This is a genomic window from Acinetobacter sp. 22512 (assembly GCF_052044755.1).
GTDB classification, from domain to species: domain Bacteria; phylum Pseudomonadota; class Gammaproteobacteria; order Pseudomonadales; family Moraxellaceae; genus Acinetobacter; species Acinetobacter pittii.
This window is the reverse complement of sequence record NZ_JBQENP010000009.1, coordinates 1-24,125: the sequence shown is the minus strand read 5'-3', so window position 1 is coordinate 24,125 and position 24,125 is coordinate 1. Positions and strand designations below refer to the sequence as shown.

At 39.4% G+C, this 24,125-nt stretch carries 23 protein-coding genes; 5 read left to right on the top strand and 18 right to left on the bottom strand.

Annotation, left to right across the window (positions count from 1 at the left end; all coding sequences use genetic code 11):
* Positions 1 to 82: 82 nt before the first annotated feature.
* From ACTJJG_RS11155 to ACTJJG_RS11140, 4 genes are all read right to left on the bottom strand, one after another.
* The gene (locus ACTJJG_RS11155) at positions 83 to 1,792 is read right to left on the bottom strand and encodes a putative 2-aminoethylphosphonate ABC transporter permease subunit (protein ID WP_372552617.1); all 1,710 of its coding nucleotides are present in this window, start codon (positions 1,790 to 1,792) and stop codon (positions 83 to 85) included.
* Positions 1,786 to 2,988 carry an ABC transporter ATP-binding protein gene (locus tag ACTJJG_RS11150; RefSeq protein ID WP_372552615.1) on the bottom strand — a complete coding sequence of 401 codons (1,203 nt, stop codon included), beginning with the start codon at positions 2,986 to 2,988 and terminating at the stop codon, positions 1,786 to 1,788. Before ACTJJG_RS11150 ends, ACTJJG_RS11155 begins: the two co-directional genes overlap by 7 nt.
* Positions 2,989 to 3,010: 22 nt before the next feature.
* Complete coding sequence (locus ACTJJG_RS11145; RefSeq protein WP_032070488.1) at positions 3,011 to 4,048, bottom strand: putative 2-aminoethylphosphonate ABC transporter substrate-binding protein; 1,038 nt, start codon at positions 4,046 to 4,048, stop codon at positions 3,011 to 3,013.
* 91 nt (positions 4,049 to 4,139) lie between these two features.
* Entirely contained in the window at positions 4,140 to 4,862 is a 723-nt protein-coding gene (locus ACTJJG_RS11140; RefSeq protein WP_032056467.1) for a UTRA domain-containing protein, read from the bottom strand.
* 1,244 nt (positions 4,863 to 6,106) lie between these two features.
* Between ACTJJG_RS11140 and alr the strand changes: the two genes are divergently transcribed.
* A complete protein-coding gene (gene alr, locus ACTJJG_RS11135; protein ID WP_039765601.1) occupies positions 6,107 to 7,399 on the top strand; it encodes an alanine racemase in 1,293 nt (430 codons plus the stop codon).
* Between the two features lie 149 nt (positions 7,400 to 7,548).
* Here the strand turns inward: alr and pobA are convergent, their stop codons facing one another.
* Positions 7,549 to 8,763 carry a 4-hydroxybenzoate 3-monooxygenase gene (pobA, locus tag ACTJJG_RS11130; protein ID WP_372552613.1) on the bottom strand — a complete coding sequence of 405 codons (1,215 nt, stop codon included), beginning with the start codon at positions 8,761 to 8,763 and terminating at the stop codon, positions 7,549 to 7,551.
* A gap of 141 nt (positions 8,764 to 8,904) precedes the next feature.
* Between pobA and pobR the strand changes: the two genes are divergently transcribed.
* Positions 8,905 to 9,720 (top strand): IclR family transcriptional regulator PobR, encoded by an 816-nt coding sequence (gene pobR, locus ACTJJG_RS11125; RefSeq protein WP_017385546.1) that lies wholly within the window; start codon positions 8,905 to 8,907, stop codon positions 9,718 to 9,720.
* 56 nt (positions 9,721 to 9,776) lie between these two features.
* Here pobR and ACTJJG_RS11120 read toward each other — a convergent pair whose 3' ends face one another.
* Positions 9,777 to 10,373, bottom strand: a complete 597-nt coding sequence (locus ACTJJG_RS11120) for an NAD(P)H-dependent oxidoreductase (protein ID WP_372552611.1) — start codon at positions 10,371 to 10,373, stop codon at positions 9,777 to 9,779.
* Positions 10,374 to 10,471: 98 nt separating this feature from the next.
* Here ACTJJG_RS11120 and ACTJJG_RS11115 point away from each other — a divergent pair, with 98 nt between their 5' ends.
* Positions 10,472 to 11,383: a LysR family transcriptional regulator gene (locus tag ACTJJG_RS11115; RefSeq protein ID WP_372552609.1), complete on the top strand. Its 912-nt coding sequence runs from the start codon at positions 10,472 to 10,474 to the stop codon at positions 11,381 to 11,383.
* Between the two features lie 57 nt (positions 11,384 to 11,440).
* On the opposite strand, the gene ACTJJG_RS11110 is transcribed toward ACTJJG_RS11115, so the two are convergent.
* The 10 genes from ACTJJG_RS11110 to ACTJJG_RS11065 form a co-directional block, all read right to left on the bottom strand.
* On the bottom strand, positions 11,441 to 11,824 hold the full coding sequence (locus tag ACTJJG_RS11110) for a carboxymuconolactone decarboxylase family protein (RefSeq protein ID WP_206221655.1): 384 nt from the start codon (positions 11,822 to 11,824) through the stop codon (positions 11,441 to 11,443).
* Positions 11,821 to 13,278: an NAD-dependent succinate-semialdehyde dehydrogenase gene (locus ACTJJG_RS11105; protein WP_440608941.1), complete on the bottom strand. Its 1,458-nt coding sequence runs from the start codon at positions 13,276 to 13,278 to the stop codon at positions 11,821 to 11,823. The genes ACTJJG_RS11110 and ACTJJG_RS11105 overlap by 4 nt, the downstream gene beginning before the upstream one ends.
* Before the next feature lie 138 nt (positions 13,279 to 13,416).
* Entirely contained in the window at positions 13,417 to 14,586 is a 1,170-nt protein-coding gene (locus tag ACTJJG_RS11100) for a hypothetical protein (protein WP_372552605.1), read from the bottom strand.
* Positions 14,587 to 14,611: 25 nt separating this feature from the next.
* Positions 14,612 to 16,018 (bottom strand): purine-cytosine permease family protein, encoded by a 1,407-nt coding sequence (locus ACTJJG_RS11095; protein ID WP_017385541.1) that lies wholly within the window; start codon positions 16,016 to 16,018, stop codon positions 14,612 to 14,614.
* A 38-nt stretch (positions 16,019 to 16,056) separates the two neighbouring features.
* Entirely contained in the window at positions 16,057 to 16,200 is a 144-nt protein-coding gene (locus ACTJJG_RS11090) for a hypothetical protein (protein ID WP_075382724.1), read from the bottom strand.
* Between the two features lie 121 nt (positions 16,201 to 16,321).
* Positions 16,322 to 17,791 carry a (Z)-2-((N-methylformamido)methylene)-5-hydroxybutyrolactone dehydrogenase gene (gene tgnC, locus ACTJJG_RS11085; protein WP_372552603.1) on the bottom strand — a complete coding sequence of 490 codons (1,470 nt, stop codon included), beginning with the start codon at positions 17,789 to 17,791 and terminating at the stop codon, positions 16,322 to 16,324.
* A gap of 11 nt (positions 17,792 to 17,802) precedes the next feature.
* The gene (tgnB, locus tag ACTJJG_RS11080) at positions 17,803 to 18,840 is read right to left on the bottom strand and encodes a flavin-dependent trigonelline monooxygenase oxygenase component (RefSeq protein ID WP_372552601.1); all 1,038 of its coding nucleotides are present in this window, start codon (positions 18,838 to 18,840) and stop codon (positions 17,803 to 17,805) included.
* Positions 18,841 to 18,842: 2 nt separating this feature from the next.
* Entirely contained in the window at positions 18,843 to 19,775 is a 933-nt protein-coding gene (tgnA, locus tag ACTJJG_RS11075; RefSeq protein WP_372552599.1) for a flavin-dependent trigonelline monooxygenase reductase component, read from the bottom strand.
* Between the two features lie 30 nt (positions 19,776 to 19,805).
* Positions 19,806 to 20,597 (bottom strand): alpha/beta fold hydrolase, encoded by a 792-nt coding sequence (locus ACTJJG_RS11070; protein WP_017385537.1) that lies wholly within the window; start codon positions 20,595 to 20,597, stop codon positions 19,806 to 19,808.
* Positions 20,566 to 21,168 carry an amino acid synthesis family protein gene (locus ACTJJG_RS11065; protein ID WP_078224509.1) on the bottom strand — a complete coding sequence of 201 codons (603 nt, stop codon included), beginning with the start codon at positions 21,166 to 21,168 and terminating at the stop codon, positions 20,566 to 20,568. Before ACTJJG_RS11065 ends, ACTJJG_RS11070 begins: the two co-directional genes overlap by 32 nt.
* Positions 21,169 to 21,320: 152 nt before the next feature.
* On the opposite strand from ACTJJG_RS11065, the gene ACTJJG_RS11060 reads away from it, so the two are divergent.
* Positions 21,321 to 21,983: a GntR family transcriptional regulator gene (locus tag ACTJJG_RS11060; RefSeq protein WP_372552597.1), complete on the top strand. Its 663-nt coding sequence runs from the start codon at positions 21,321 to 21,323 to the stop codon at positions 21,981 to 21,983.
* Positions 21,984 to 22,045: 62 nt separating this feature from the next.
* Positions 22,046 to 22,330: a DUF1330 domain-containing protein gene (locus ACTJJG_RS11055; RefSeq protein ID WP_001277471.1), complete on the top strand. Its 285-nt coding sequence runs from the start codon at positions 22,046 to 22,048 to the stop codon at positions 22,328 to 22,330.
* Positions 22,331 to 22,397: 67 nt separating this feature from the next.
* Here the strand turns inward: ACTJJG_RS11055 and ACTJJG_RS11050 are convergent, their stop codons facing one another.
* Positions 22,398 to 23,042, bottom strand: coding sequence for a glutathione S-transferase family protein (locus ACTJJG_RS11050; RefSeq protein ID WP_311080221.1), 645 nt, complete (start codon positions 23,040 to 23,042; stop codon positions 22,398 to 22,400).
* A gap of 103 nt (positions 23,043 to 23,145) precedes the next feature.
* The gene (locus ACTJJG_RS11045) at positions 23,146 to 23,703 is read right to left on the bottom strand and encodes a TetR/AcrR family transcriptional regulator (RefSeq protein WP_311080223.1); all 558 of its coding nucleotides are present in this window, start codon (positions 23,701 to 23,703) and stop codon (positions 23,146 to 23,148) included.
* Between the last annotated feature and the right edge of the window lie 422 nt (positions 23,704 to 24,125).

Genomic DNA, 24,125 nt, shown 5'->3' with positions numbered 1-24,125 from the left:
TTTAGGATGAATAAACCCTTGCCTTGTTGAACAAAGCATTTTCATTTCAGTCGGTTAAATAAAAATTGTGTTTAGTTAAAGCTTAGTGAGAGCTTTCATGCCATTGCTGACTTCTTGCCATAATTTTTCGGGTAAATAACCAGTGAATGAGTTTTACAACACATGAGGTGGTTAAAATGAGAATGCTCATCGCAACAGCAGCAACCGTGTCTCCTGCATCATCCATATTTAAAACAGCTACCGCAGCTAAACTGGTGTCTGGTGAATATAGGAAAATGGCAGCCGACACAGTGGTCATGGCATTCACAAAAACATAGACCGACACATCACATAGCGCTGGAAAACACATGGGCAAATATACTTTCCAAAAGGTTTTCCACTTCGATGTTCCTAGAGTTTGTGCTGCCTGATCGAGCTGTAACGGAATCTGTTTAATGGCATTGGTTAAAGTCAGGTGTGGGACGGTATAATAATGCATGATGGTTGAAATCACCAAAATGGTCATAGTTCCATACAGCACATTTAACGGGTTGCTTTGCTGGTTAAAAAACAAAATATAAGCAATACCTAGCACCAACCCCGGCACAGCAAGGGGTAATAAAACTAAAGCCTGTACATAATTTTTAATGAGTGGATGTGCCTTAAAACGTTCGGTTAATAACGCCACCATAAAAATCAGTGCTGTTCCAAAAACCGTACTAAAGAGTGCCATGCGAACCGAGTTAAAGTACGCTGCCCAACCGCCACCATCGACATATTCAAAACTGTAATGTGCTAAGGTCAAAGACAAATCATAAGGCCAAGACTGAATGAATGAAGCCAGCACTGCCGTAAAGATAATCAGTAAAATCGCACCTGAAACTAAACCACAAAATAAGCTCAGAACAACTTCAAGTTTTTTATTCGATGCTGAAACATAAGGTTTAGCCTGAAAAGCTTGAAACCGTGCATGGCGTTTGCTTTGAATACGATCGAAAATAAAGACGAACACTGCTGGTAGCAATAACAAGATGGAAATTACCGCACCCATGCTCATATTTTGCTGACCAATAATCTGTTTATAGACATCAAGCGCCATCATGTTAAATGAACCGCCAATGACTTTTGGAATACCAAAATCGGTCAACACATAAATAAAAGCCACCAGACTTGCACTGATGAGTCCATAGCGAATTGCAGGTAGTGTGACGTGGTAATGCGTCTTCCAGATATTTTTGCCGAGCGACAAAGATGCCTCAATTAAACGCTGATCGACACTGCGAAAAGACACCATCATCAACATCAAAATTGCTGGAAATAGCCAAAAGCAATAACTGATTAAAATACCGATTGGACCATAAATTTGTATATCGCCCAGTAAAGGTTTAAACACACCTTGCTTACCAAACAAATAAACCAATGCCAAAGAAGGCAAAAGTGATGGCGCTAAAATGGGTAAAAAAGCGACCAGTTTAAAGAAGCCTTTGCCTTTTATATTCACATTAGTGAGTGCAAAAGCATAAATACTGGCAAGAAATACTGTAATGACAGTAGCAGCACAAGCAACCCACACCGAGTTAAATATAGAGCTGAGTAAAGCTGGACTTGCAAAATAATTATAAAAATTTTCAAGGCCAACAAAATTTTGATTTTCATCAAAAAATGCGGTTTCAAACAGCATCATTAAAGGAGCAATAATTGCTAAAGTCAAAGCGATTGCAACGCTTGCTAAAGCAATATTTGATCTTAATGAATATTCAGTTTTTCGTCGCGGCTGTGTTTTTAAAACCGCTGAAGCAGCTTCATTTAACATAGTGCGTACCCTTGTTCGTCAAAGATATGAATGAGCTGATTAGGCACTTTTATAAACATGAGTTCTTGCAAAGATTTGAACTTGGTATTTTCAATTTCAATTTGCAAAAGGTGTTTTGCCTGCTCAATTCCATCGATATGAATAGTGCAAAACAAACGACGTTTTGCGCCTAAAAATTCAGTGCTTATTACTTTAACTGGCAAATACAACGATTCTTTATCACTACCAAAATCATCAACTAACTCGACTGCTTCGGGTCTAAAACCAATGCTGTAATTTTCCCCAGCTTTAAGTTTTTGCTGTTCCAAATTTAGAGCAATAAAACCTAAAACCTCGAGCTGATTAACTACCGAACAAGTGGCTGCCAAAAAGTTCATGGTGCCAATAAACTTGGCAACGAATTGGGTTTGTGGCTTGTAATAAATATTGTGCGGCGTATCAATTTGCTCAATGACGCCATGATTCATGACAACCACACGGTCAGAAATGCTTAATGCTTCTTCTTGATCATGTGTGACCATAATGGTTGGCAAATTAAGCTGCGATTGAATCGAACGGATCTTTTGTCTTAGGTTTAGACGTACCTGAGCATCGAGTGCAGACAAGGGTTCATCCAGCAGTAAAATATCTGGATTCGGTGCAATTGCACGAGCAAGCGCAACACGTTGCTGCTGCCCACCCGACAATTGATTTGGATATTTTTTAGCAATATCGGGTAATTCAATTAGTTCTAATAATTGCTGAACTCGTTGACTACGCTGTGCCTTATCCCATTTCTTTTTGTCTAAGCCAAAAGCAATATTTTCTTCTACATTTAAGTTTGGAAATAACGCATAGTTCTGAAACACAATGCCACAGTGTCGCTTTTCAGCACTTAACAACGTAATGTCTGTGCCCTTTTTTATAACCTTTCCATAATCAGGTTTTTCTAGACCCGCAATTATGCGTAGCAAAGTGGTTTTACCGCATCCAGAAGGTCCTAAAAAGCTCACGAACTCGCCAGCTTTAAGGTCTAAATTAATATGCGTTAGGGCCTGAAAATGTTGGAACTTTTTTTGGATATCCACTACTTCTAAAACCGAAGGGCTATGTTCAGGATATTTATAGGTCGTTAATGACGACAGTAAATGCCCTGCTAACTCACCCTTCTGGTTTTGACCTAGCAGCGATGATTGCAATGACGAAGGAATTTGCATAATGAGGCCCTTATCCAAAAGATCACTTTTCAAAACGTTTTGACCATTCAGCCAAAATACGTTCACGCTGCTCGGCCGCCCAATAAAAATCATTTTTCACAAGCATTTGAGAAAGATTTTTCGGGAAGTCCATAGTGGTATTTTCAATGCCTTTATAGGCCACCATTGAAAAGTTATGGGCATAGGCTTCATTTGCTGCTTTGCTTACCGACCAATTTATAAATTTCTGTGCACTGCTTAATTTTTTGGTTCCTTTCACAATTGCTGAAGCTTCCATTTCCCAGCCTAAACCTTCTTTTGGATAAACCACTTCTAAAGGCGCGCCCTCTGCTTTTAATTTAAAGGCTGGATAGCCGAAAGAAACACCAATTGGGATTTCGCCCTGTGCTGCCATCTTGCAAGGTTTTGAACCCGAATGAGGATATTGTGAAATGTTTTTATCTAAAGCCTGTATATAGTCCCATGCCTGCTTTTCGCCCCAAATTTGCATCCAAGCCGTGACATCTAAATAGCCTGTGCCACTCGAAGCCGGATTTGGCATCACAATCAGGTTTTTATAAATGGGGTTGGTTAAATCTTTCCAAGTTTTTGGAATTGGTAACTTACGCTTTTCTAATTCGACTTTATTTACACAGATTGCAGATTCCCATGCATCCATACCCGTCCAAGTCGGTACAGGTTTTTGACTTACAAATTCTGGTTTTAAATTTTGGACGCCTTCAGGTTTAAACGGCTCAAGCATGTCTTTTTTTTCCATGACCAACAAACTGGTTAAAGCCACACCAAAAACTACATCCGCTTGTGGGTTTTTCTGCTCTGCCAAAAGTTTAGCGGTAATCACACCTGTTGAATCACGTACCCATTTTACTTTTAGCTCTGGATAGGCTTTATGTAATTCTTCTTGGTATTGCTTAAGCTGATCGGCTTCCACTGCCGTATAGACTGTAATTTCTTCTGATTGTTTTGATGTTGCTGATGAACATCCCATTTGAATAGCGACCACTACACCTAAAACTGATGCAGTGCCGAGTTTAATTGTTTGTTGAACATACTGTTTCATCTGCAAACCATCGAATGCAATTATTTGATGATCGTATTTCAACAGCTTTATATGACAGTTTAATTAATCTGGTTTAAACCAGATTGTATTTTTATGCTCGCGCTTCAAAATGCAAATCTAAAACATCATGTAGCCAATATTCTTGGTCGACATCAGTAATCACGCCTTGTTCATTTCTATTACTACGACGAATATATAAACCCAGTGCGCCCACATTGACATGCAGTGCTTTGGCCTGCTGTTCCGATAAAGCGGTTGGATACAGATTAATGTCGGCTCTAGTGATATGGCAGTCATATTGATTTGCCATCAGTAAAGTAATCGATTGCTTAAGATCATGAGTTAAAAACTCAGGGAAAAACTCGGCATTCACCCGTAAATGCTCAACCAAAACAGGTCGTCCATTAATACAACGACGTCGCCAAACTGAATAAATCGGATGCCCTTTTTCAACTTTTAAATGCTTGGCATCCCAAGAAGTAGCCTGAGTCAGCTCACTCGAAATCACTTCTGTCGAAGGTTCATAGCCTTGTTCAATCACAAACTGATTAAAGTTTTTGGTAGATTGCGGGTGATAAATAATACGAGGAGAACGGACATACCAACCACGGCGATCTAAGCGATAAATCAAACCATCAGTTTCCAAAGCCAACAAAGCTTCACGTGCAGCAACACGAGTGGTTTGGAATTGTTCAGAAAGCACCCTTTCCGAAGGGAGTTTTGCGTGGGCTTTTAATACGCCAGATTCAATATCGTGGGCAATTGCATCGCGGATAGGAATATATTTAGGTATGCGAGCTTGGTCCTGTTCCATACAAACTTAGAATTTATAAATAAAGAAATTAATAGCAATATACTGAAAAAATATGACAAAAGCTTTTATTAATGCTGATCTTTTAAGCAAAACGCGTCCTATTCCACGCTTTTTCCAATTCATTTTTTCATAAAAAAAATCGAGTGTTCACGCCTACAATAGCTTCTGAAAATTTTCCTTAGCTCATTTGTTCATCAAGAAAAATCGGCATCGCATAGCCATTACATCATATTTAGTTAGACACTTTTTAAGATAAAAATTCATATTTCTATACGGACTCTTACACAGGAATTGAAGGTTTGCACTAAAAATCAATATCAGCCCTCCTATATTACATCCTTGTAGAATTAGAATAATATGATCAAGAAAAAGCCAAACCATCCTAAGCAATAAAAAATACACTCATCATCTTATATTTATAAAGTCTTAATATAAAATTATTCATTTAATAAAAACTAAAATATTAAGAAAATTCCTTAACTTCAAAACAAACATAAAATTTTAATTTAACCAAAATATTAAACAATAAATTGAATTAAAAAAAGAATATAAGACACACCAGCTCATTTATTACACAAAACCAAAACCAAACACCTACGGCTAAATACCATCCAATTATTCATTCAATCTAATTAATATTTTATTTATAAAATTTAAATTAACTTATTAAAAACTATTAAACATGACATTAGATGCTTAAAAATTGACATGACATAATCCAAAATTTTAAAACAACTTTAACAAATAATAAATAAGCTTATGAAAAATATAGTAATTTTAATTTTTTATATTCTATTGAATAAAATTACGGCTATTTATTTCACCATTTTTTATATTTTACCAACTGATAAAAAATACAATCAAATGTATTTAAAAAATAAAAAAATCTTATGTAATAATAAAGTTAATTATTTACCAAATGTTATATTTTAAAAAATTTTATTAAAAACAGCACCAATAAATAGATTAAAAAAATAACATTCAAAAAATTATAATAATTTTTCTTCTTGTTTTTTTATGAATGTATATTTAGATTTAATTAAGATTAATTGAAATTAGATTTGCATTTTTTCAATTCAGTTTAAGCAAAATTAAACTTTACTTAATAGCGACTATAATATTTTAAGGAGAAAGTATTATTAAGACCAAATCGTGTGACATTTTAAATCAATTATATTTCAGTACTTAACCATAAAAATCCACCCAGCATTAAATTATATTTAGCCAGGAAAGATTAAAAACTCATGAAACTTAAAACAAAATTTTCTCATCTCGCTTATAGCTGTGCATTAATATTATTCGGTTCGGTGCAATTTGCTCATGCAGCGCCTTTACTTACTCCCCATGTTACAAATGAAGTAAGCCCTGCACCTACAGCAAATGCATGGATAGAAATTGATACTCAAGCTTTTGAAGATAATATTAAAAGGACAAATCAGTTACTTAATGGCAAAACACAACTTTGTATAGTCATGAAAGCTAACGCATACGGCCATAGTATTGACCTACTTATGCCAAGTGTTATGAAGTTAAACGTATCTTGTATTGGAATTACCAGTAATGCTGAAGCGGCTATGGTGCGCAAGCATGGCTATAAAGGCAAAATTACACGTTTACGTACCGCCACAGATAGTGAAATTATCAATGCACAGGCGTTAAATATTGAAGAGCTTTTAGGTAACTATGACCAAGCTGCCCGTATGTCTAAATGGGCAGAAGCGAACAATACAACTGTTCATTACAGCTTGGCTTTGAATTCAGGCGGTATGGACCGTAATGGTCTTGAAATGGCTACGGCTCTAGGCAAAGAACAAGCTGTGGCGATCACCAAACTTCCCCATCTTAAAATTGACGGCATTATGACCCACTATGCCGTAGAAGATGAAAAATTTGTTCGTGAGCGTCTGGCGCAATTTAATGAACAAACTGCATGGTTGATTAAAAAAGCCAAACTTAATCGTAAAGAATTAACATTACATACCGCTAATTCATTTGCTACTGTAAACGTTCCTGAATCACATTTAGATATGGTTCGTGCAGGTGCAATTATATATGGGGATTTTCCTAATCACCCTGAATTTAAAGGCATGATGGCATTTAAAACACAAATTGCCGCGGTTAATAATTACCTGAAAGATTCAACTGTAGGTTATGACCAAACCTATACTTTGAAACGTGACTCTAGACTCGCAAACCTCCCTGTAGGTTATTCGGATGGCTACCGTCGTAGTTTTAGTAATAAGGCTTTTGTATTAATCAATGGACAAAAAGCGCCAGTGGTTGGTCGAGTCTCAATGAATACAGTTATGGTTGATGTAACAGATATTCCAGAGGCAAAAGCAGGTGATGAAGTTGTATTATTTGGTCATCAAGGCAATGCGGAAGTTAAAACGAGTGATTTAACCAGCCTTACAGGCCATATTTTGACAGAAGCCTATATCCCTTGGAGTAACTCTAATCCACAAGTGATTAAACCCCTTCAATCTCAGCAACAAGTGATATTAACCAATAATAAAGTTGCGGCAAACGCCAACTAAATTTTAGGTGAATTGATAGGTAGCCCTATATTTTGAATAGTATTGGGGCTACTTTATAGCCGAATCACATCTTTTAAGCGATTTTATTCCATCCAGTTTTTATATAAAAAAAGGACATTTGCATGCCCTTTTTATTTTTTATCTAGCCTTTAGCTTGCGTGCTTAAAACTATCAATTTGCTTAATCTCATAAGGCAAACCAACATAGTTTTCGGCCAATGTGGTTTTACCTGCAATCGAGCCAAGCACATAACTTAACTCGGCTTGTTTAATCTTATGGTCAAACTCACTCTCAGTTTCAAAACGATGCAATAAATGAGTCATCCACCAAGAAAAACGCTCCGCTTTCCATACACGTTGTAGGCATTTATCTGAATATTCATTTATACCTTGCTCAGAACCTTCAACATAATATTCAACAAGCGCACTTGATAAATAAGCAATATCAGAAGCCGCGAGGTTTAGGCCTTTTGCTCCAGTCGGTGGAACAATATGCGCAGCATCACCTGCTAAAAATAGTTTTCCAAAACGCATTGGTTCGGTCACAAAGCTGCGCAACGGCGCGATACTTTTTTCGATAGAAGGCCCCGTCACTAGCTTTTCGCGGCTTTCAGGGTCTAGGCGGTTTTTTAACTCATCCCAGAACTTTTCATCCGACCAATCTTCGACGTGATCTGTTAAAGGCACTTGTAAATAATAACGGCTACGTGTTTCTGAACGCATACTACATAAAGCAAATCCACGCTCTGACTGTACATAAATGAGTTCATCGGCTACAGGTGGCACATCGGCCAACACCCCTAACCAGCCAAACGGATAAACTTTTTCAAAGGTTTTAATTTTATCTTCTGGCACGCTGGCACGGCAGACGCCATGGTAGCCATCACAACCAGCAATAAAGTCACACTGAATTTGAAAGGCTTTACCTTGGTACTCAAACTCAACTTTTGGTGCAGTGTAAAAATCTTTCACTTGTACATTTTGAGCTTCATAAAATGAAGTGAGCTGCTCTGCTTCACGCGCAGTCATTAAATCTTTAGTCACTTCGGTCTGACCATATACGGTTACTTGTTTGCCACCCGTGAGTGCTGCCAAATCAACGCGATGTAATTCACCATTGGTTAAGATTTCGATGCCCGAATGTGGTAATCCTTTGTCTTTTAAGTTTTGGTCAACGCCTGCTTGTTTCAGTAAGTCGACCGAAACTTGCTCTAAAATTCCTGCACGAATCCGTGAAGCCACATATTCAGCACTACGTTGCTCAACAATAATATGGTCGATGCCAGCTTTATATAGAAGTTGTCCAAGCAATAATCCTGCTGGTCCAGATCCAATAATTGCAACCTGTGTCTTTAAAATATCCATAACTTCATCCTTGTTTCATCCTGACTTTTAAATTACTGGCTTTAAGTTTTGTGCACTATGTATCCAAGACGAAAATAACCGTTTATCATTTAGTTTGTCCGGATAGCGGACAGAAACAACCAAAATAACAGGAATGAAAGGATGCCTTCTCTCGATGCTTTTTTAGAGCACCCGAACTCGCATGAGAAAATTCGTCAAGAAGACTACATTGCAGGGTTAGCAAAAGGCTTGGCTTTGCTGGAAGCTTTTGGAACAGATCGACAACGGCTTAATGTCACTCAAGTGGCTGAGCGAACCGGTATTAGCCGTACAGCGGCAAGGCGTTATCTAAAAACTTTAAAATACTTAGGCTATTTAGAAACAGATGAACATTACTTTTGGCTCACGCATCGCGTGCTGCGCTTTTCGAGTTCTTATTTAAGCTCTGCCCATCTGCCTAAAGTTGCTCAGTCATTTTTAAATCTTTTGTGTGCGCAGACATCTCTGACTTTTTCAATTGTGGTGCTAGACGATAACGAAGTGGTGCCGATTGCCCGTAGCTATTTACCGCAGCAAGATAATTTACGTGTTAGCCCTTATGGCATGCACTTAGGAAACCGACTCCCTGCCCATGCCACGTCTACAGGTAAAGTATTGCTGGCAGCACTGCCCGAAGAAGCTCAGCATACGTGGGTAAAAAATTATGGTTTGAAGCGCTTAACCCCGTTTACCATTGTAGATGAGTCAAAGTTTTTTGAAGTGCTTAAGGGTATTTCGTTATCGGATTATTGTCTTTCCAAAGAAGAACATGAGCTTGGTGTGATCGCGATTGCAGTACCTGTTTTTAATGCACAAGGTCAAGCAATAGCAGCGCTTAACTGCATGTCTCAAACCAACCGTGTACAAGAAGATTATTTGGTTCAGCAAATTTTGCCATTGCTGCGCAACACAGCAAATGAGCTCAGAAATGTGATTTAAATAGACTTAGAAACTCTTGTGAACAATTAGAGGTACAAGAGTTTCAGTTCATGATTTTAAATGGCGAATTCTTTCACTTGCTGGCTTGCCAGATCTAATGCATTGCTGCGATAGGCCTGCATGTCTAAGCCTTCTGCATAGATAAAATCGACGTCATGAATGCCCATTAGCCCTAACACCGCTTTGAGATAAGGCGTTACTGCCTCAGTTTCTTGACCAACATGAATACCGCCACGACTACTTACCACCACAGCTTTTACCCCTTCCACCAAACCTTGAGGATAAGTTTCGGTGTAGCGGAATGTTTGTCTTGCGCGTGCCACCAAGTCAAACCAGTTTTTGAGTTGAGTCGGGACATTTAAGTTGTACATCGGTGCGCCTATCACCAATAAATCGGCACTTTTTAATTCAGCAATTAATTCATCAGACAAAGCAACGATTCGTTGAATGTCTTGATTTACATTTTCAGCCCCACGAAGCGCCTGAAAAATTTCTAGGTCTAATACAGGCAGGTTCATTTCAGCTAAATTGCGTATGGTAATGTCATCTTGCAAACCTTGGCCTTTACGGTGTTCAAGCATGATATCGATTAGGCGATTGGTTTGTGAACCCTCACCCATAATGCTGGATTTTAATACCAATATTTTAGCCATGACCGTCTCCACTTTTTTGATGAAGCCATATTAACTCCACAATAAATTCAACAGTGGTGATATTATTTCTTATCATTGGTTCCTTTTAGGCAACAATCATGCAACATGAGCTAAGTGCAATATCTATATTTGTGACTGTGGTTGAAGCTGGAAGTTTTGTAAAAGCTGCCGAGCAATTGCATTTAACTCGCTCAGCCATTAGTAAAAATATTGCTCGGCTTGAAGATCAGCTTGGCGTTGCTTTATTTAAAAGAACAACACGTTCGCTCAGCATGACTGATGAAGGTGCTTTGTTTTATGAGCATAGCCGCCGAGCGTTAAGTGAAATACAAAATGCGGCGGCGTTATTAGACCAAGGGAAAATTAATGCAACAGGTCGTTTACGAATGTCTGTGCCAGTGCTGTTCGGGCAACTCTTTGCTGCCCCGCTCATGGTTAAATTTGCTCAGCAGCATGCGGACTTACAGTTAGAAATTTCATTTAATGATCGAACTGTAGACTTGGTCGAAGAAGGTTTTGATTTGTGCATCCGAATTGGTTCACTACCTGACACCACTCAGCTGGTTGCCAAACAGATTGGTGAGCATCGAATGTTACTTTGTGCCTCATCTGATTATTTAAATGAAGCAGGTCCATTAGAAAATATTGACGACTTAGACCACCACGCGACGATTGCCGATCCGCATTTTGGTCAAATGCAAAAATGGCGACTTCAAAAGGAAAATGACGAGCCTTTATTTATAAAACCCAAAGCAAAACTTCTTTTAAATGACTTACAAGCCATTAAAAATGCAGCGCTTGCTGGAGCTGGTATCGCTTGGCTACCCGACTGGCTCATTCAAAATGAATTACAGGAAGGTAAGCTCGTACAAGTGTTAGAAACCATGTCGAGCATTGCTTTTCCGATTCATTTGGTATGGCCTACACTGCCTTTTATGCCACTCAAAACCCGTCTTGCAATTGATTATTTAGCGCAGCATTTACCCCCTGAACTGAACAAACAAGCTTAAAATAGATAAGGTCTTGTCCACTTGAACAAGGCCTTTTTTAATATTCAAAGCCAACGTTTATTGCTCAGATTCAAATTCTTTAATTGCCTCTTTAGCAATTCGAAAGCTATCTACAGCAGCAGGTACGCCACAGTAAATTGCAACCTGTAAAAGCACTTCACGAATTTTCTCTTTAGGTACACCATTTCGAAGTGCACCTTTAACATGTAGTTTTAATTCATGCGGACGATTTAAAGCTGAAATCATTGCCAAATTAATTAAACTACGTTCAGCCTTACTTAATTCTTCACGTCCCCAAACAGCTCCCCAGCAATATTCAGTGACTAACTCTTGAAGAGGAAGGTTAAATTCATCGGCATTGTTGATTGAATTATTTACATATTCTTCACCAAGAACTTGTTTGCGGATTGCTAAACCCTTTTCAAATTTTTCATTACTCATATATTCAATCCTCCAAACAAGGTGTATTTAATTTCTAGATAATCTTCAATACCGTATTTAGAACCTTCACGCCCTAAACCAGACTGTTTAATTCCACCAAAAGGCGCAACTTCATTTGAAATAAGGCCTTTATTAATTCCGACCATGCCATATTCAAGCTGTTCACTCATTCGCCAAGCACGGCCTAAATCTTTGGTATAACAATATGCAGCTAAACCAAATTCAGTTGCATTTGCCATTTCAACTGCTTGTTGCTCGGTTTCAAATTTAAATACGGCTGCCAGTGGACCAAACGTTTCTTGAGTTGCCACATCCATATCAGCGGTAACATCTGCAATCAGTGTCGGTTCAAAAAACAATTCACCCGCTTTATGCTTTTTACCACCAACCACAAGACGACCATTTTTATCTAATGCATCTTGAATATGAGTTTCAACTTTTTTCACCGCATTGGCATTAATTAATGGCCCAATGTCATGCCCTGCTTCTAATCCATTACCAATATTAAAGTTTTGAATTTTTTGGCTTAAGGCAGCAATAAATTTTTCATAAATGCCTGCCTGCACTAAAAATCGATTGACGCAGACACAGGTTTGCCCTGCATTTCTAAATTTAGCAATGAGTGCTCCCTCAATTGCTGCATCTAAATCGGCATCATCAAATACAATAAACGGCGCATTGCCACCCAACTCTAAGGAAACTTTTTTTAAGGTTTTTGCTGAACGCTCAAGCAGCATTTTGCCGACTGGTGTTGACCCAGTAAAAGTAAACTTGCGTACGACATCACTTTCAAAAATCGCATCACCAATATGAGCTGCATCGCCTGTAATCACACTAAAGATTTTAGCAGGCACACCCGCTTGTACAGCTAAGTCCACTAAAGCCAAAGCAGTAAAAGGTGTTTCAGGCGCCGGTTTTACAATGCAAGGACAACCTGCCGCTAAGGCTGGAGCAACCTTACGCGTAATCATGGCAGCCGGAAAATTCCACGGCGTAATGGCTGCAACGACACCAATAGGCTGTTTATTTACAACAATACGAGCATCGGGATATGGGCTTGGAATAATATCGCCATATACTCGTTTTGCTTCTTCGGCAAACCATTCAATAAAACTGGCAGCATATAAAATTTCACCTTTGGCTTCAGCTAAAGGCTTTCCTTGCTCACTTGTTAAAATAAAAGCCAAGTCATCTACATTTGAAATGATTAAATCGAACCATTTTTTTAAAATAATTGATCGATCTTTTGCTGTTTTATTTTTCCATAGCGGCCAAGCTTCTTTTGCAGCTTCAATGGCACGTTCAGCTTCAGCTTTGCCCATATTCGGGACAGTACCAATAATCTCTAATGTCGCCGGATTTAAAATTTCGGATGTTTGTTGATGGTCTGCATCGCACCACTTTCCAGCAACAAAGGCTTGCTGATGAAATAAAGCGAGTTCATTAAGCTGCATGATCATTATCCTGTTGAGATCTTCTGCATTGATAGTTGAGCGATATATAAATTAAATTGCTCATCATCAACTTTGTATTATGGCATACCAAAAATTAATTTAAAAAAATTTTCGGTATGCCTGAATGTTTAAATGTCTTTAGAAATAATAAAACAGCGTTAAGTTAAGCAACTTATTCCACTGGTTATCATCCCCTTTTGCCAATGAATCTTGAGTTCCCCCAATGAATGGGTCATTTTTACTCATGATGTATTCAGCCACCAACGATAGCTGTTTATGGTCAATAGACACACCAATAATATTACGAATCGAATCTTTCATATTGTCCTGATCTTTATCGTACTGACTGTACATAAAGTACGGCGTAATGTTTCCGATCTGCTTAACATTTTTGAAAGAGTAGCCCACATCTGCCGTATAGAACATTCCTTTGTTCGCGACATAATATTCACTGTCGTAAGAGCCCATGAGTGACTGATTAGGATTGAGCTGATCCTGATTAGTTACGTCATTTTTACCACCAGTAAGGGTTACATTAAAATTGCCATAATTGGCTTTACCAAAAAGTGTCCACGCATGACGACGGCCATCACTCGAAGCAGCTTTATTTTCAATATCAGAAGTCCAATATGAGCCACCGAGTTGTGTGGTTAAACCATTAATTCCAAGATTTATATCTTGAGTCACTCGGCCTACCCACATGTTCTTTTCTTGCAAATCGGTTTTATTCGGATCGTCTGAACTCACATAATTTGCAGTGTAGCGACCTGAATCTTGGGTAGAACCAGTATAGTTTCCACCATCTACCGCAAAATAACCCACATCAAACTTGGTTGCTGTGGGCAATTCAAAGTGATAATTCAAACCAAGATTATGAACATCTTCTAAACCTGCGGTTGTGCTCATACTTCCATATAGGCTATTACCCCAAAAACGTCCCGGTCCAAATGGAATCGGCTGAACACCTGCCACCACTTGATCTGTTTTATTTAATTTGTACCCTACATAACCATCAATTAAGGCAGAAAAATCACATAGATGGTCATATTGATAACAACGATATTCCGCATGACCAAATAACGGTCCACGTTCGTAGTCTAGTTTTAACTGCGCAGCATCAAAACGAATTTTTTGATCAGAAGCAGTTTCGCCATAGTGTTTATCTTGATAGTTAGCGCGAACATAGCCTGATACGGTGAGCTTGCCGTATTCACCATCGCTATTTCCAAAACTTACACCTGCGTAACTCGGATAGATTACAGCCATCAATGCTGTGCTTAGAGCCGCTTGTAAATAGCTTTTTTTCATTGTGGGATTCCTTTCACTACAATGCTTATTGAGGTAATTTTGCGTTTAATGCAGGTGCAGAACATTTAATCTTTCCTAGATTAAAGGCGTAATACACCACCAGACTCACCACCAATCCAATCACCCATGAAATATCCGCATCCGGAATTACATCGGCCAGTGCACCTGTGAAAAATGCATTTTTTAAGAATGGAATTTGTACCGCAATCCCAATGAAATAAGCCGTAAGCGCTTTTGCATTAAATTTGCCGTAAATACCACCATCACGTGCAAAGATGGATTGAATGTCATAAGACTTTTTATTCACGACATAGAAATCTAGTAAATTAATAGACACCCATGGCACCAAAATAAATAACAGAGCAAAAATCACATTCAAGAAGAAACTAATAAAGTTACTTGATGCCCAAAGCGCTGTTAAAGTCGCTAGAACTAATACAATGATTGATAACACGACTCGGATATTTCGGCTTGGCATCCACTGCCCTGCAAAAGTCTGAATAGAGGTAATACAGGAAAGAACCGCACCGTAGAGGTTCATGGCATTGTGACCAATGATATTGCATAAGAACAAAATCATAAGAACATAACCAAAAAGACCAGTACCTGACTTTACCGCTTCCATGGCATCCGCCGTTGAGCCAATACTGACCGCAATCGTCCCAAATGCCATCGCAAAAATGGTTCCTAACGATGCGCCTAAATAGGTAAAGATAAATGGCTTATAAATACCAATCGACTTCGGTAAATATCGTGAATAGTCTGAGGTATAAGGCGAGAAACTAATTTGCCATACCGCACACAACCCAAACATGGCAAACCAGCCTTTCATATTGAAAGAGCCTTTAGCAAGTACATCTGCATTAATATGCGGCACCATAATCATGAGGCCAATAAGCAACGAACCACCCATAAACCAAGTTCCAATTTTATTGAACTTATGAATAAAGTGATAACCGATCACGCCAATTGTGGTTGCTGCAATCGCACCAATCACGGTTGCGGTCGGCACAGGAATGGCAGGAACAACGGTATGAAGGGTTTTGCCTGACAAAATAATGTTAGAGATGAAAAAACCTAAATAAATGAGGGTGGTAAACAGTACTACCAGCAATGCCCCATAACGCCCGAACTGTGCGCGGCTCTGAATCATTTGAGGAATGCCGACCTGTGGGCCTTGTGCAGAGGTTAAGGCCAGAATCGCTGCGCCAAAAAAATGTCCGCAGCAGATCGCAAGCAATGCACTTACAATATTGAGGTTAAAGGTTAAAATTGACATTGCACCCGTAATCACGGCAAGCGGTGCAATATTGGTACAAAACCATAATGTGAATAGATCGCGAACTTTTCCATTACGTTCAGAGGGAGCAACATAATCAATGGAATGACTTTCGATAGCGAAAGCATTATTGCTATTTTCGTTTTGGCTCATATCCTTAATCTCTCTTTGAGGAATTCATTTCCTCAACATCAAAAAATCTGCCCAGCCAAAGTCATTTCAATATGACTCGGCTTCATCTTTTTATTTCCTTTTACAAACAGCTCATTTCTCTGTTTGTGTTGTTTTAGCCAAGAAAAAGGTAAAGCCAGTCCGATCAATACTTGATTAAGCATCGATACATCTAGTTTTACGTTTTCAACTATTAAAGCTTTAGGCGATTACTGGGTTTGACTGATTCATTTTTTCATCCTTGAAATTAAAATCCCGTTATATTTTCATACCTCAAGTCATGATTTATCTCATGACAAATGGGTCATCAATTGGCTCATCTGAGGTACGTAACCAAACTGTTTTGGTGGTGGTGTAATCTAAAACAGCATTTGCGCCACCTTCCCGACCATGCCCCGAAAGCCCATGTCCACCAAAAGGTGCAAGTGGAGAAACAGCGCGGTAAGTGTTTAGCCAAACAATTCCCGACCCAATGACTTTGGTCATACGGTGTGCACGGCTTAAATTGGTGGTAAAAACGCCTGCTGCCAACCCGTAAGGCGTGCTATTGGCTTTTTGCACGGCTTCCGCTTCATCTTTGAAACTATCTACCGATAACACCGGACCAAATAGTTCAGTGGTAATGCAATCTGCTTGAGGTGCATCGGTACAATCTAAAATGGTCGGTGGATAGTAATACCCTGCTCGCTCAAGGCTTTTACCACCGGTAAGCAGTTTTGCACCTTGCTGGATTGAACTTGCAACGACTTGCTCAATTTTTTGGCGCTGGCGTAGGGTACAAAGTGGTCCAAACTCAGTTGCCATTTCATGAGGTAAACCAATTTTTATAGTTTGTACACGCTCAACCAAACGCTGAACAAATTCATCTTTAATGCTTTCTTCAACCAGTAAACGTGAACCCGCAACACAACTTTGCCCAGTGGCCGCAAAAATAGCAGCGACCTGAGCATTTACCGCACTTTGAATATCTGCATCAGCAAATACAATAAATGGTGATTTGCCACCTAATTCGAGTGAAACTTTTGCAAGATTTTCAGCCGAGTTACGCACAATGTGCCGTGCCGTTTCTGGACCACCTGTAAACGCAACATGGGCAACATCAGGATGACTACTCAGCACGGCGCCACATTCAGGCCCGAAACCAGTAATTACATTGACCACTCCAGCCGGAAAACCCGCTTCGTGGACCAATTTAGCAAAAGCCAATAATGGTCCAGGGCCGTCTTCAGATGCTTTTAGCACAACGGTACAACCTGCCGCTAAAGCTGGCCCTACCTTTACTGCCGATAGAAATAACTGACTGTTCCAAGGAACAATTGCAGCAATCACGCCTACTGGTTCACGAACAATCCATGCTTGCATGTCTGTCTTATCAATGGGTAGAAAACTGCCCTCTAATTTGTCGGCGATACCTGCATAGTAGCGATAATACTCAGCGACATAGGCAATCTGGCTCGATGTTTCACGAATAATCTTGCCCGTATCACTGGTTTCAATTTGAGCCAGTTGCGGTGCAGCTTTTTCAATTAAATCAGCCAGTTTATAGAGCAATTTACCGCGCTGGGAGGCCGTTAAACCTGCCCACTCCGGTGCTTTTAATGCCTGAAATGCCGCTTGAACTGCTCGGTTGACTTCATCGGTTCGAGCTTCTGGCATCTGTGCCCAAACTTCACCTGTTGCAGGATTAATACTTTCAAAAGTCGCTGCACCAGATTCAAACTGACCATTAATATAAAGCTGAAAATCTGCTGTCATGATATTCGCCTCTATGCAAATGCCGGCATAACTTCATTGATCATACGTTCTAATGAGGCTTTTTTACGTTCAAAGCTCATGCCCGTATCAATCCAGAAAGAATATTCGTTATAGCCCATCGCTTCATAAGCTTTTAAACGGTCAATCACTTCTTGGGCCTGCCCAATCACGTTATTTTTGCGCATCGCTTCTGGTGTATAAAAAGGATGTACAGCTATTTCTTCAGCACTTAAAGGTGCGATTAAACCTTGATTAATTTCACGCTCATTTTTAAACCAAGCACCAAAGTAGTTATAGAAGGTATTGATTTCATCTGCAGCCAGTTGAGCATCTTCTTCGCTATCTGCCACATAGGTATGGCGGAGCAACATAATTTCAGGACGTTGAATTTCATTGAACTTTTCACAAGCTGCATTGAAATGCCCCATGAGCTTTTCAACTTCTTCGTCACCTAAATGCAAAGGCGTTACTTGTACATTACAGCCATTTTGCACAGCAAATTCATGGCTATTTGGATCACGAGCAGCAACCCAAATTGGTGGGTGCGGTTGTTGAAGCGGTTGAGGTGCCGAGGTGGTTTTTGGAAACTGCCAAAACTCCCCGTTATGCTCATAATCGCCTTTCCAAAGGTTTTTAATTGCAGGAATCATTTCACGTAAACGCTGACCAGCACTCCATGCATCCATGCCCGGAACCATACGTTCATATTCAAACGAATAAGCACCGCGAGCAATACCAATATCTAAGCGGCCATTGGTAATAATGTCGGTCATTGCAGCTTCACCTGCAAGTTTAATCGGATGCCAGAATGGCGCTACCACCGTGCCTGTACCTAAACGAACATTTTTGGTTTTATTGGCTAAATCGACCAGATTTAAAAATGGGTTTGGTGCAATGGTAAAGTTCATGGCATGGTGTTCGCCTGTCCAAACCGCATGCATACCGCCACGGTCTGCAATCTGACAAAGCTCAATCATTTCATCATAAAGCTGCTTCTGGGTTTGCTGATCAGAAACACGTTCCATATGCACAAATAATGAAAAACGCATGATTAAACTTCCTCTTTAACGATTTGACGAACTGTACCTGTTGTCTGATTTCCGTAATAAACACCATAAGTTTTCAAATGGTTTTCTTTGCGATAGCGCATCAACATACTTTCTAAAGCGCTGTCTACAAACTCTAGCTTTTCAAGATCATTTAAATCGACAAACTGACCTTTAGTGGCTTGAGCTACGGGTGTGTTGCATAAAAATGAAATATATTGCTGCTGGTTTTCAATGTTTTCATATACAGAGTAAATGAAGTTAGCAGAAGCATCTGGCTGATATTGTGCAAAGATTTTCTCAAGCGTTTTATCTGCACCGTCTTTATCTACCATGACATGTGGAATAGTCCATTTATGATCGGCAGTTTCTTCAAGTAAAATGGTATTTTCATGACCAATAATTGCACTCATCACCACTTTAGGACCAGAGATCACCTCGGCAGAAAGTTTGGCCGGAGTGAAGTATCCACCACGATAATAACCAAGCCCTGCAAAACCTGTCGAAGCAAAATCTTCAACTTTACCAATTAAAATGGCGTGGTCACCTGCATCGACAACTTGGTAGGTTGTACAGTCAAACCATGCACTGACATGATCGATCAGCGGATTTTGGCAAGTGCTTTTTGACCATGAAATATTTGCAAAACGGTCTTCGCTTGGACGAGCAAAAGTATTTGAAACATCCTTTTGCTCTTCTGCCAAAATATTGATTGCAAAATGTGTGGCATTTGCAAAGTTATGATAATTGCTTGATGTCTTGGCAATACTCACTAGAAGTAAAGCTGGGTCCAAAGACACCGAAGCAAAAGAGTTCGCTGTAAAGCCAAGTGGCGTTCCATCTTCTTTACAGGTTGTGACCACGGTAACGCCTGTCATAAATGACCCGAAAGCATCACGTAGTTCACGCATTTTATTGATAGTATCCATTTCACTCATTGTTATATTCCTTCAGCAATGTGTGGCAAATTAAACGCTGGTTTCCAACCACGCTTGCATTGCATTATTCACTTTGTCAGGTGCAGTTAAGTTCACCATGTGACGTTCATTTTCAATGACTATTGCAGTGCCATGCTTTGCCTGATTCGCCATTTGCAAAGCCATTTCTGCAGTTGAGTTCGGATCATCTGTTCCGGTCAACACCAAAGCAGGACAAGTGATCTTTGACCAGTCATCTGCATAGGTTTCATCGCCTTGCGCAAAAGCAGAATATGCAGTGGTATAGCCAGACAAGTCGACATTTTCGAGCCAAGTTTTTACTTTGGCTGCTGCTATACGCTCGACTTCACTTTCGCCAAACCAGCGCTGTAGTGGAGTCTCGACATCAATACGGCCTGTTTTTAACTCTTCAGCTCTTTGGATGACTGCATTACGTGCCTGTGTTGTACGTTTATATACTCCATTGAGCACCGCCATTCGTTTAACCAAATCAGGTCGGGTAACGCTAACCCCTGTCGTAATCAGTGATCCCATTGAATGTCCCGCTAAATTTACAGGTCCTAGATTTAAGGCTGTAATAAATTCGATGGTCCATTCAACAAAATCTTGTAATTTTGCGTCTGCCGGTAATTTGGTACTTTGACCATGTCCCGGCATATCCACTGAAATTACATGATAATGTTTAGAAAAATATTCAATTTGTGGATACCATGCCGCAGCTTGCATTCCCACTCCATGGATCAGAACCAGAGGCTCTCCTTCGCCTTGCTCAAAATAGTGAGCTATACGGTTATTTGACAGCTGCAGGGTTTTTGACATCATGACCTAACTCTTCCAAATCTTTATAACGATCACCAATACGATGATGTGGTCGACCACCTGTTGCTGCACCAATCACAACAACCAGCTCATCGGCAGCAGGTGCATCTGGAATTGCAAATTGCAATGTTAAGTAATGAGAACGACGGCCTTCGTCATTTTTATCCATCATTGGAATTAAAATCGGCGCGTTTGCTGGGCCACGGGTATTGTTAAATGCCAAATAAGATTTCGCACCGACAGCACTACGGTAAGTATTACCAAAATGTAAGGTGTGAATTAAAGCTGATGCATGCTCAAGTTCACCATTTAAGCCCACCACTGCACTTTTGCCAAAAGCTTCAACGACATCACCTGAACCCACTTCATCAAGAATAAGTTTGGTTAAATGCTCGCTTAAGATTGGCGCAATACGGCGAATTTCCGGTGTTAGGTTTTCTACATAACCTTGCCCTGCCCACGGGTTTTTAATGACCGCTGCAGCTGCCACCATTTTTAAAGGCTTTGCTGCTTCTTTACCGCCATCTACATAAGTGGTTTCTACATGAAGCACTGTTTTACGTATAAGTTCCATTGCTCTTCCTTGCAAGTAAATTATCTTGTCATTCGTATTATGGTATACCATAATACATACTGAAAAAAAAGCAAGAGTTTGCTATGCTAATTTTCATTGAAAAACATGTGATGAAACTCAACATGTTAAAAAACAGGAAAATTTAATTATTTATGAATCTTAAAATTGAAAACCCGCCCGTAACTTTACGAGAGCTGTGTTTAGATAAAGTGCGTAATGCCATTATTACAGGCTATTTCCCTTCGGGAAAAAGACTGGTTGAAAGAACGTTATGTGAAGAACTCGGCGTGAGCCGTTCTGTGGTTCGCGAAGTGATTCGTTATTTGGAAGCAGAAGGTTTAGTCGAGATTTTGCCAAATAAAGGCCCTATTGTTTCGCTACTTAACTGGGACATCGCTTCACAGATTTATGAAATTCGTCTCTTGTTAGAGCAAAGCGCTGTGGCTGACTGCACTAAAAACCTGGATGAGAAAACTGCTGAAAAATTAAAGCTTCTATTAGAAGATCTTAAAGCTGCTTTTGCTGCCGATGACATTAATCTGATTATTGCGACCTCAACCCAGCTTTATCAAACCATCTTTACTACAGCAAACCATCATATTGCTTGGGAAGTGGTACAACGCTTAAATGGCCGAATTAGCCGTCTTCGTGCCATGACCATGAAATCAACAAAGCGTGAAATTTCAGGTTATCAACGTATTAAAAATATGTGTGAAGCTATCTACCTTCACAAAGACCCTGAAAAGGCAAAACAAGCGGTTGCTGAACATATTGCCGAAGCTGCTGCTGTCGCAAAAAATATTTTAGATGCCTGAAATCACAAGTTTTAGGAAAAGGTAAATAAACCTTTATTGAATGAATTATAGGGAAATACGATATGTCTGCTTACTGGATTGCTCATGTCACCATTCATGATATGGAACAATATAAACAATATATGGCCACTGCTCCGCAAGCTTTTCAAAAGTACGGCGCCAAGTTTCTTGCGCGTGGTGGTGCCTCAGAAGTTTTAGAGGGACAAGAGTTTGAACGTCACGTGGTCATTGAATTTCCAGACATGGAAACTGCACGTGAATGTTATTTTTCACCTGAATATCAGCTTGCCAAAAGTAAACGCCAAGGCTGCTGTGATGTCATGGTGAGTTTTGTTGAAGGGATCTAAATTGCTGAATTGATTTCTCAACTTGGGAAATCAATTCTATTTTTAATTGCTTAAGGGTATTTCGTTTTTAGGCATTGGTTTGGTGATGAAGATTTTGTTCTATAGACATGGCTTTTTGCCAGCTTTCTAGGTTTTCGAGACTTTTTACATATTGCTCAATATTGAGATATTTTGATCGAATATTTAAAGAATTAATTAGACCATAGACTACGAAACCAATCATAAAATCTGCACCCGTTAAGCAATCGCCTACTAAGAATTTTTTGCCTACTAATTGTTGATCTAAATAGGAAAATACTTTATCTAACTCAGTATGCGCATATTGATCCAAGAACTTTAATTGAGTGCCATTTTTTAACTCAATCGAATTAAAAATATTTAATAAATATGGAACCATAGCCGAACTTTCTGAAAAATGAACCCATTGTAAATAATCAAGATAACTGTCTGTATCTTTCGCGGGCATAAGTTGAGGAGCAAACTTTTCAATCAAAATTTCTACAATGGCACCTGATTCTGCAATTACTTTTCCATTAAGCTCAATCACAGGTGATTTTCCTAAAGGATGAATGTTTTTTAATTCTTGAGGTGCAAGATTTGTAGTTTTATCTCGAAAATAACTTTTTAATTCATAAGGTTGATTAATTTCTTCAAGTAACCACAGAATGCGAAATGAGCGTGAAGCATTTAAATGATGAAGAATAATAGACATTAATTTTCTCTTTTAAACTAGAAGGTCAACAAAGTAAGGCCTCACTATATAGATTAGTAGACGACCGGTCTAATATTTTTTGTTATCAGCCCAGCATTTTACATCACCTACCTAAACTGCATAAAAAACAATCCAACATCTTTTCCCGATCGATTGCCCCATCTGAACTTAAAAGCTGAATGATTGCGCCTTCAATCATATATAAAAATAGTTTGGCATCTTGAAAGGTCGCATCGGTTTTTAGTTTTATAAGCTGGCTATAGATTTCATTCAGCAGCCATGTGCGATATCTCACTGCGGTGATATAGGCTTTTGGATAGGTCAGTTTCGTTTCAAACATGGCTTTAAATAAGAGGTAATACATCCCCTCTACATCGGTATGTAAGAAATAAAGCTGTTTGAGTTTATCGGTCGCGCTTGTGTCTTGGCCGTACTCAACAATTGAGACCACTTTTTCTTTTAATCGTTCTTTCTGGACGATCAAGCAGATTTCAATAAACCGCTCTTTTGAATGAAAAAAGTTATAAAAAGTCGCTTTGGTGATTGCACACTCTTTGACGATTCGATCTACCCCAACGGTATGAAAGCCACGATGGTGAAATAAATCAATCGACTTGTTGATGACTTGTATGGCACGGAAAGAAAGCACTAACTTTGGCATAGTTTTACCGTTATAAATTCTTGTTGTTTGTAAATGAGATAAAAAAGCCTGTGCCCCTTTTGGGAGAAAAAAAGGCACAGCAAAGCCATAAAGACTGTGCTTGGCACATCTCAAGTTTTATTGTTGATTAAGTTTTTTGGTCGTGACGATTTAAAGCTTGAAAACCTTAGGGCAATCAAACTGCTTTAAACGTCTAAGCTGTGTCGTGATAGCTTATGGCAAGGGCTGCCAAGAAATAATGGATGTGCAAAGCCAACTCCTTTTTATTTGGAGTTCTGCCAGACATTAAATTTATGGTGGCAGAACGAAAGAGGGTTGACGGACTGGTCATAGAGCCAGCACACCCGAAGGTGTCCCCCTCCCGTTCTGAACTGCACCCCATAAGTTAGACTTTTAAAACTTATGAGGTGTGCTCTATGCCA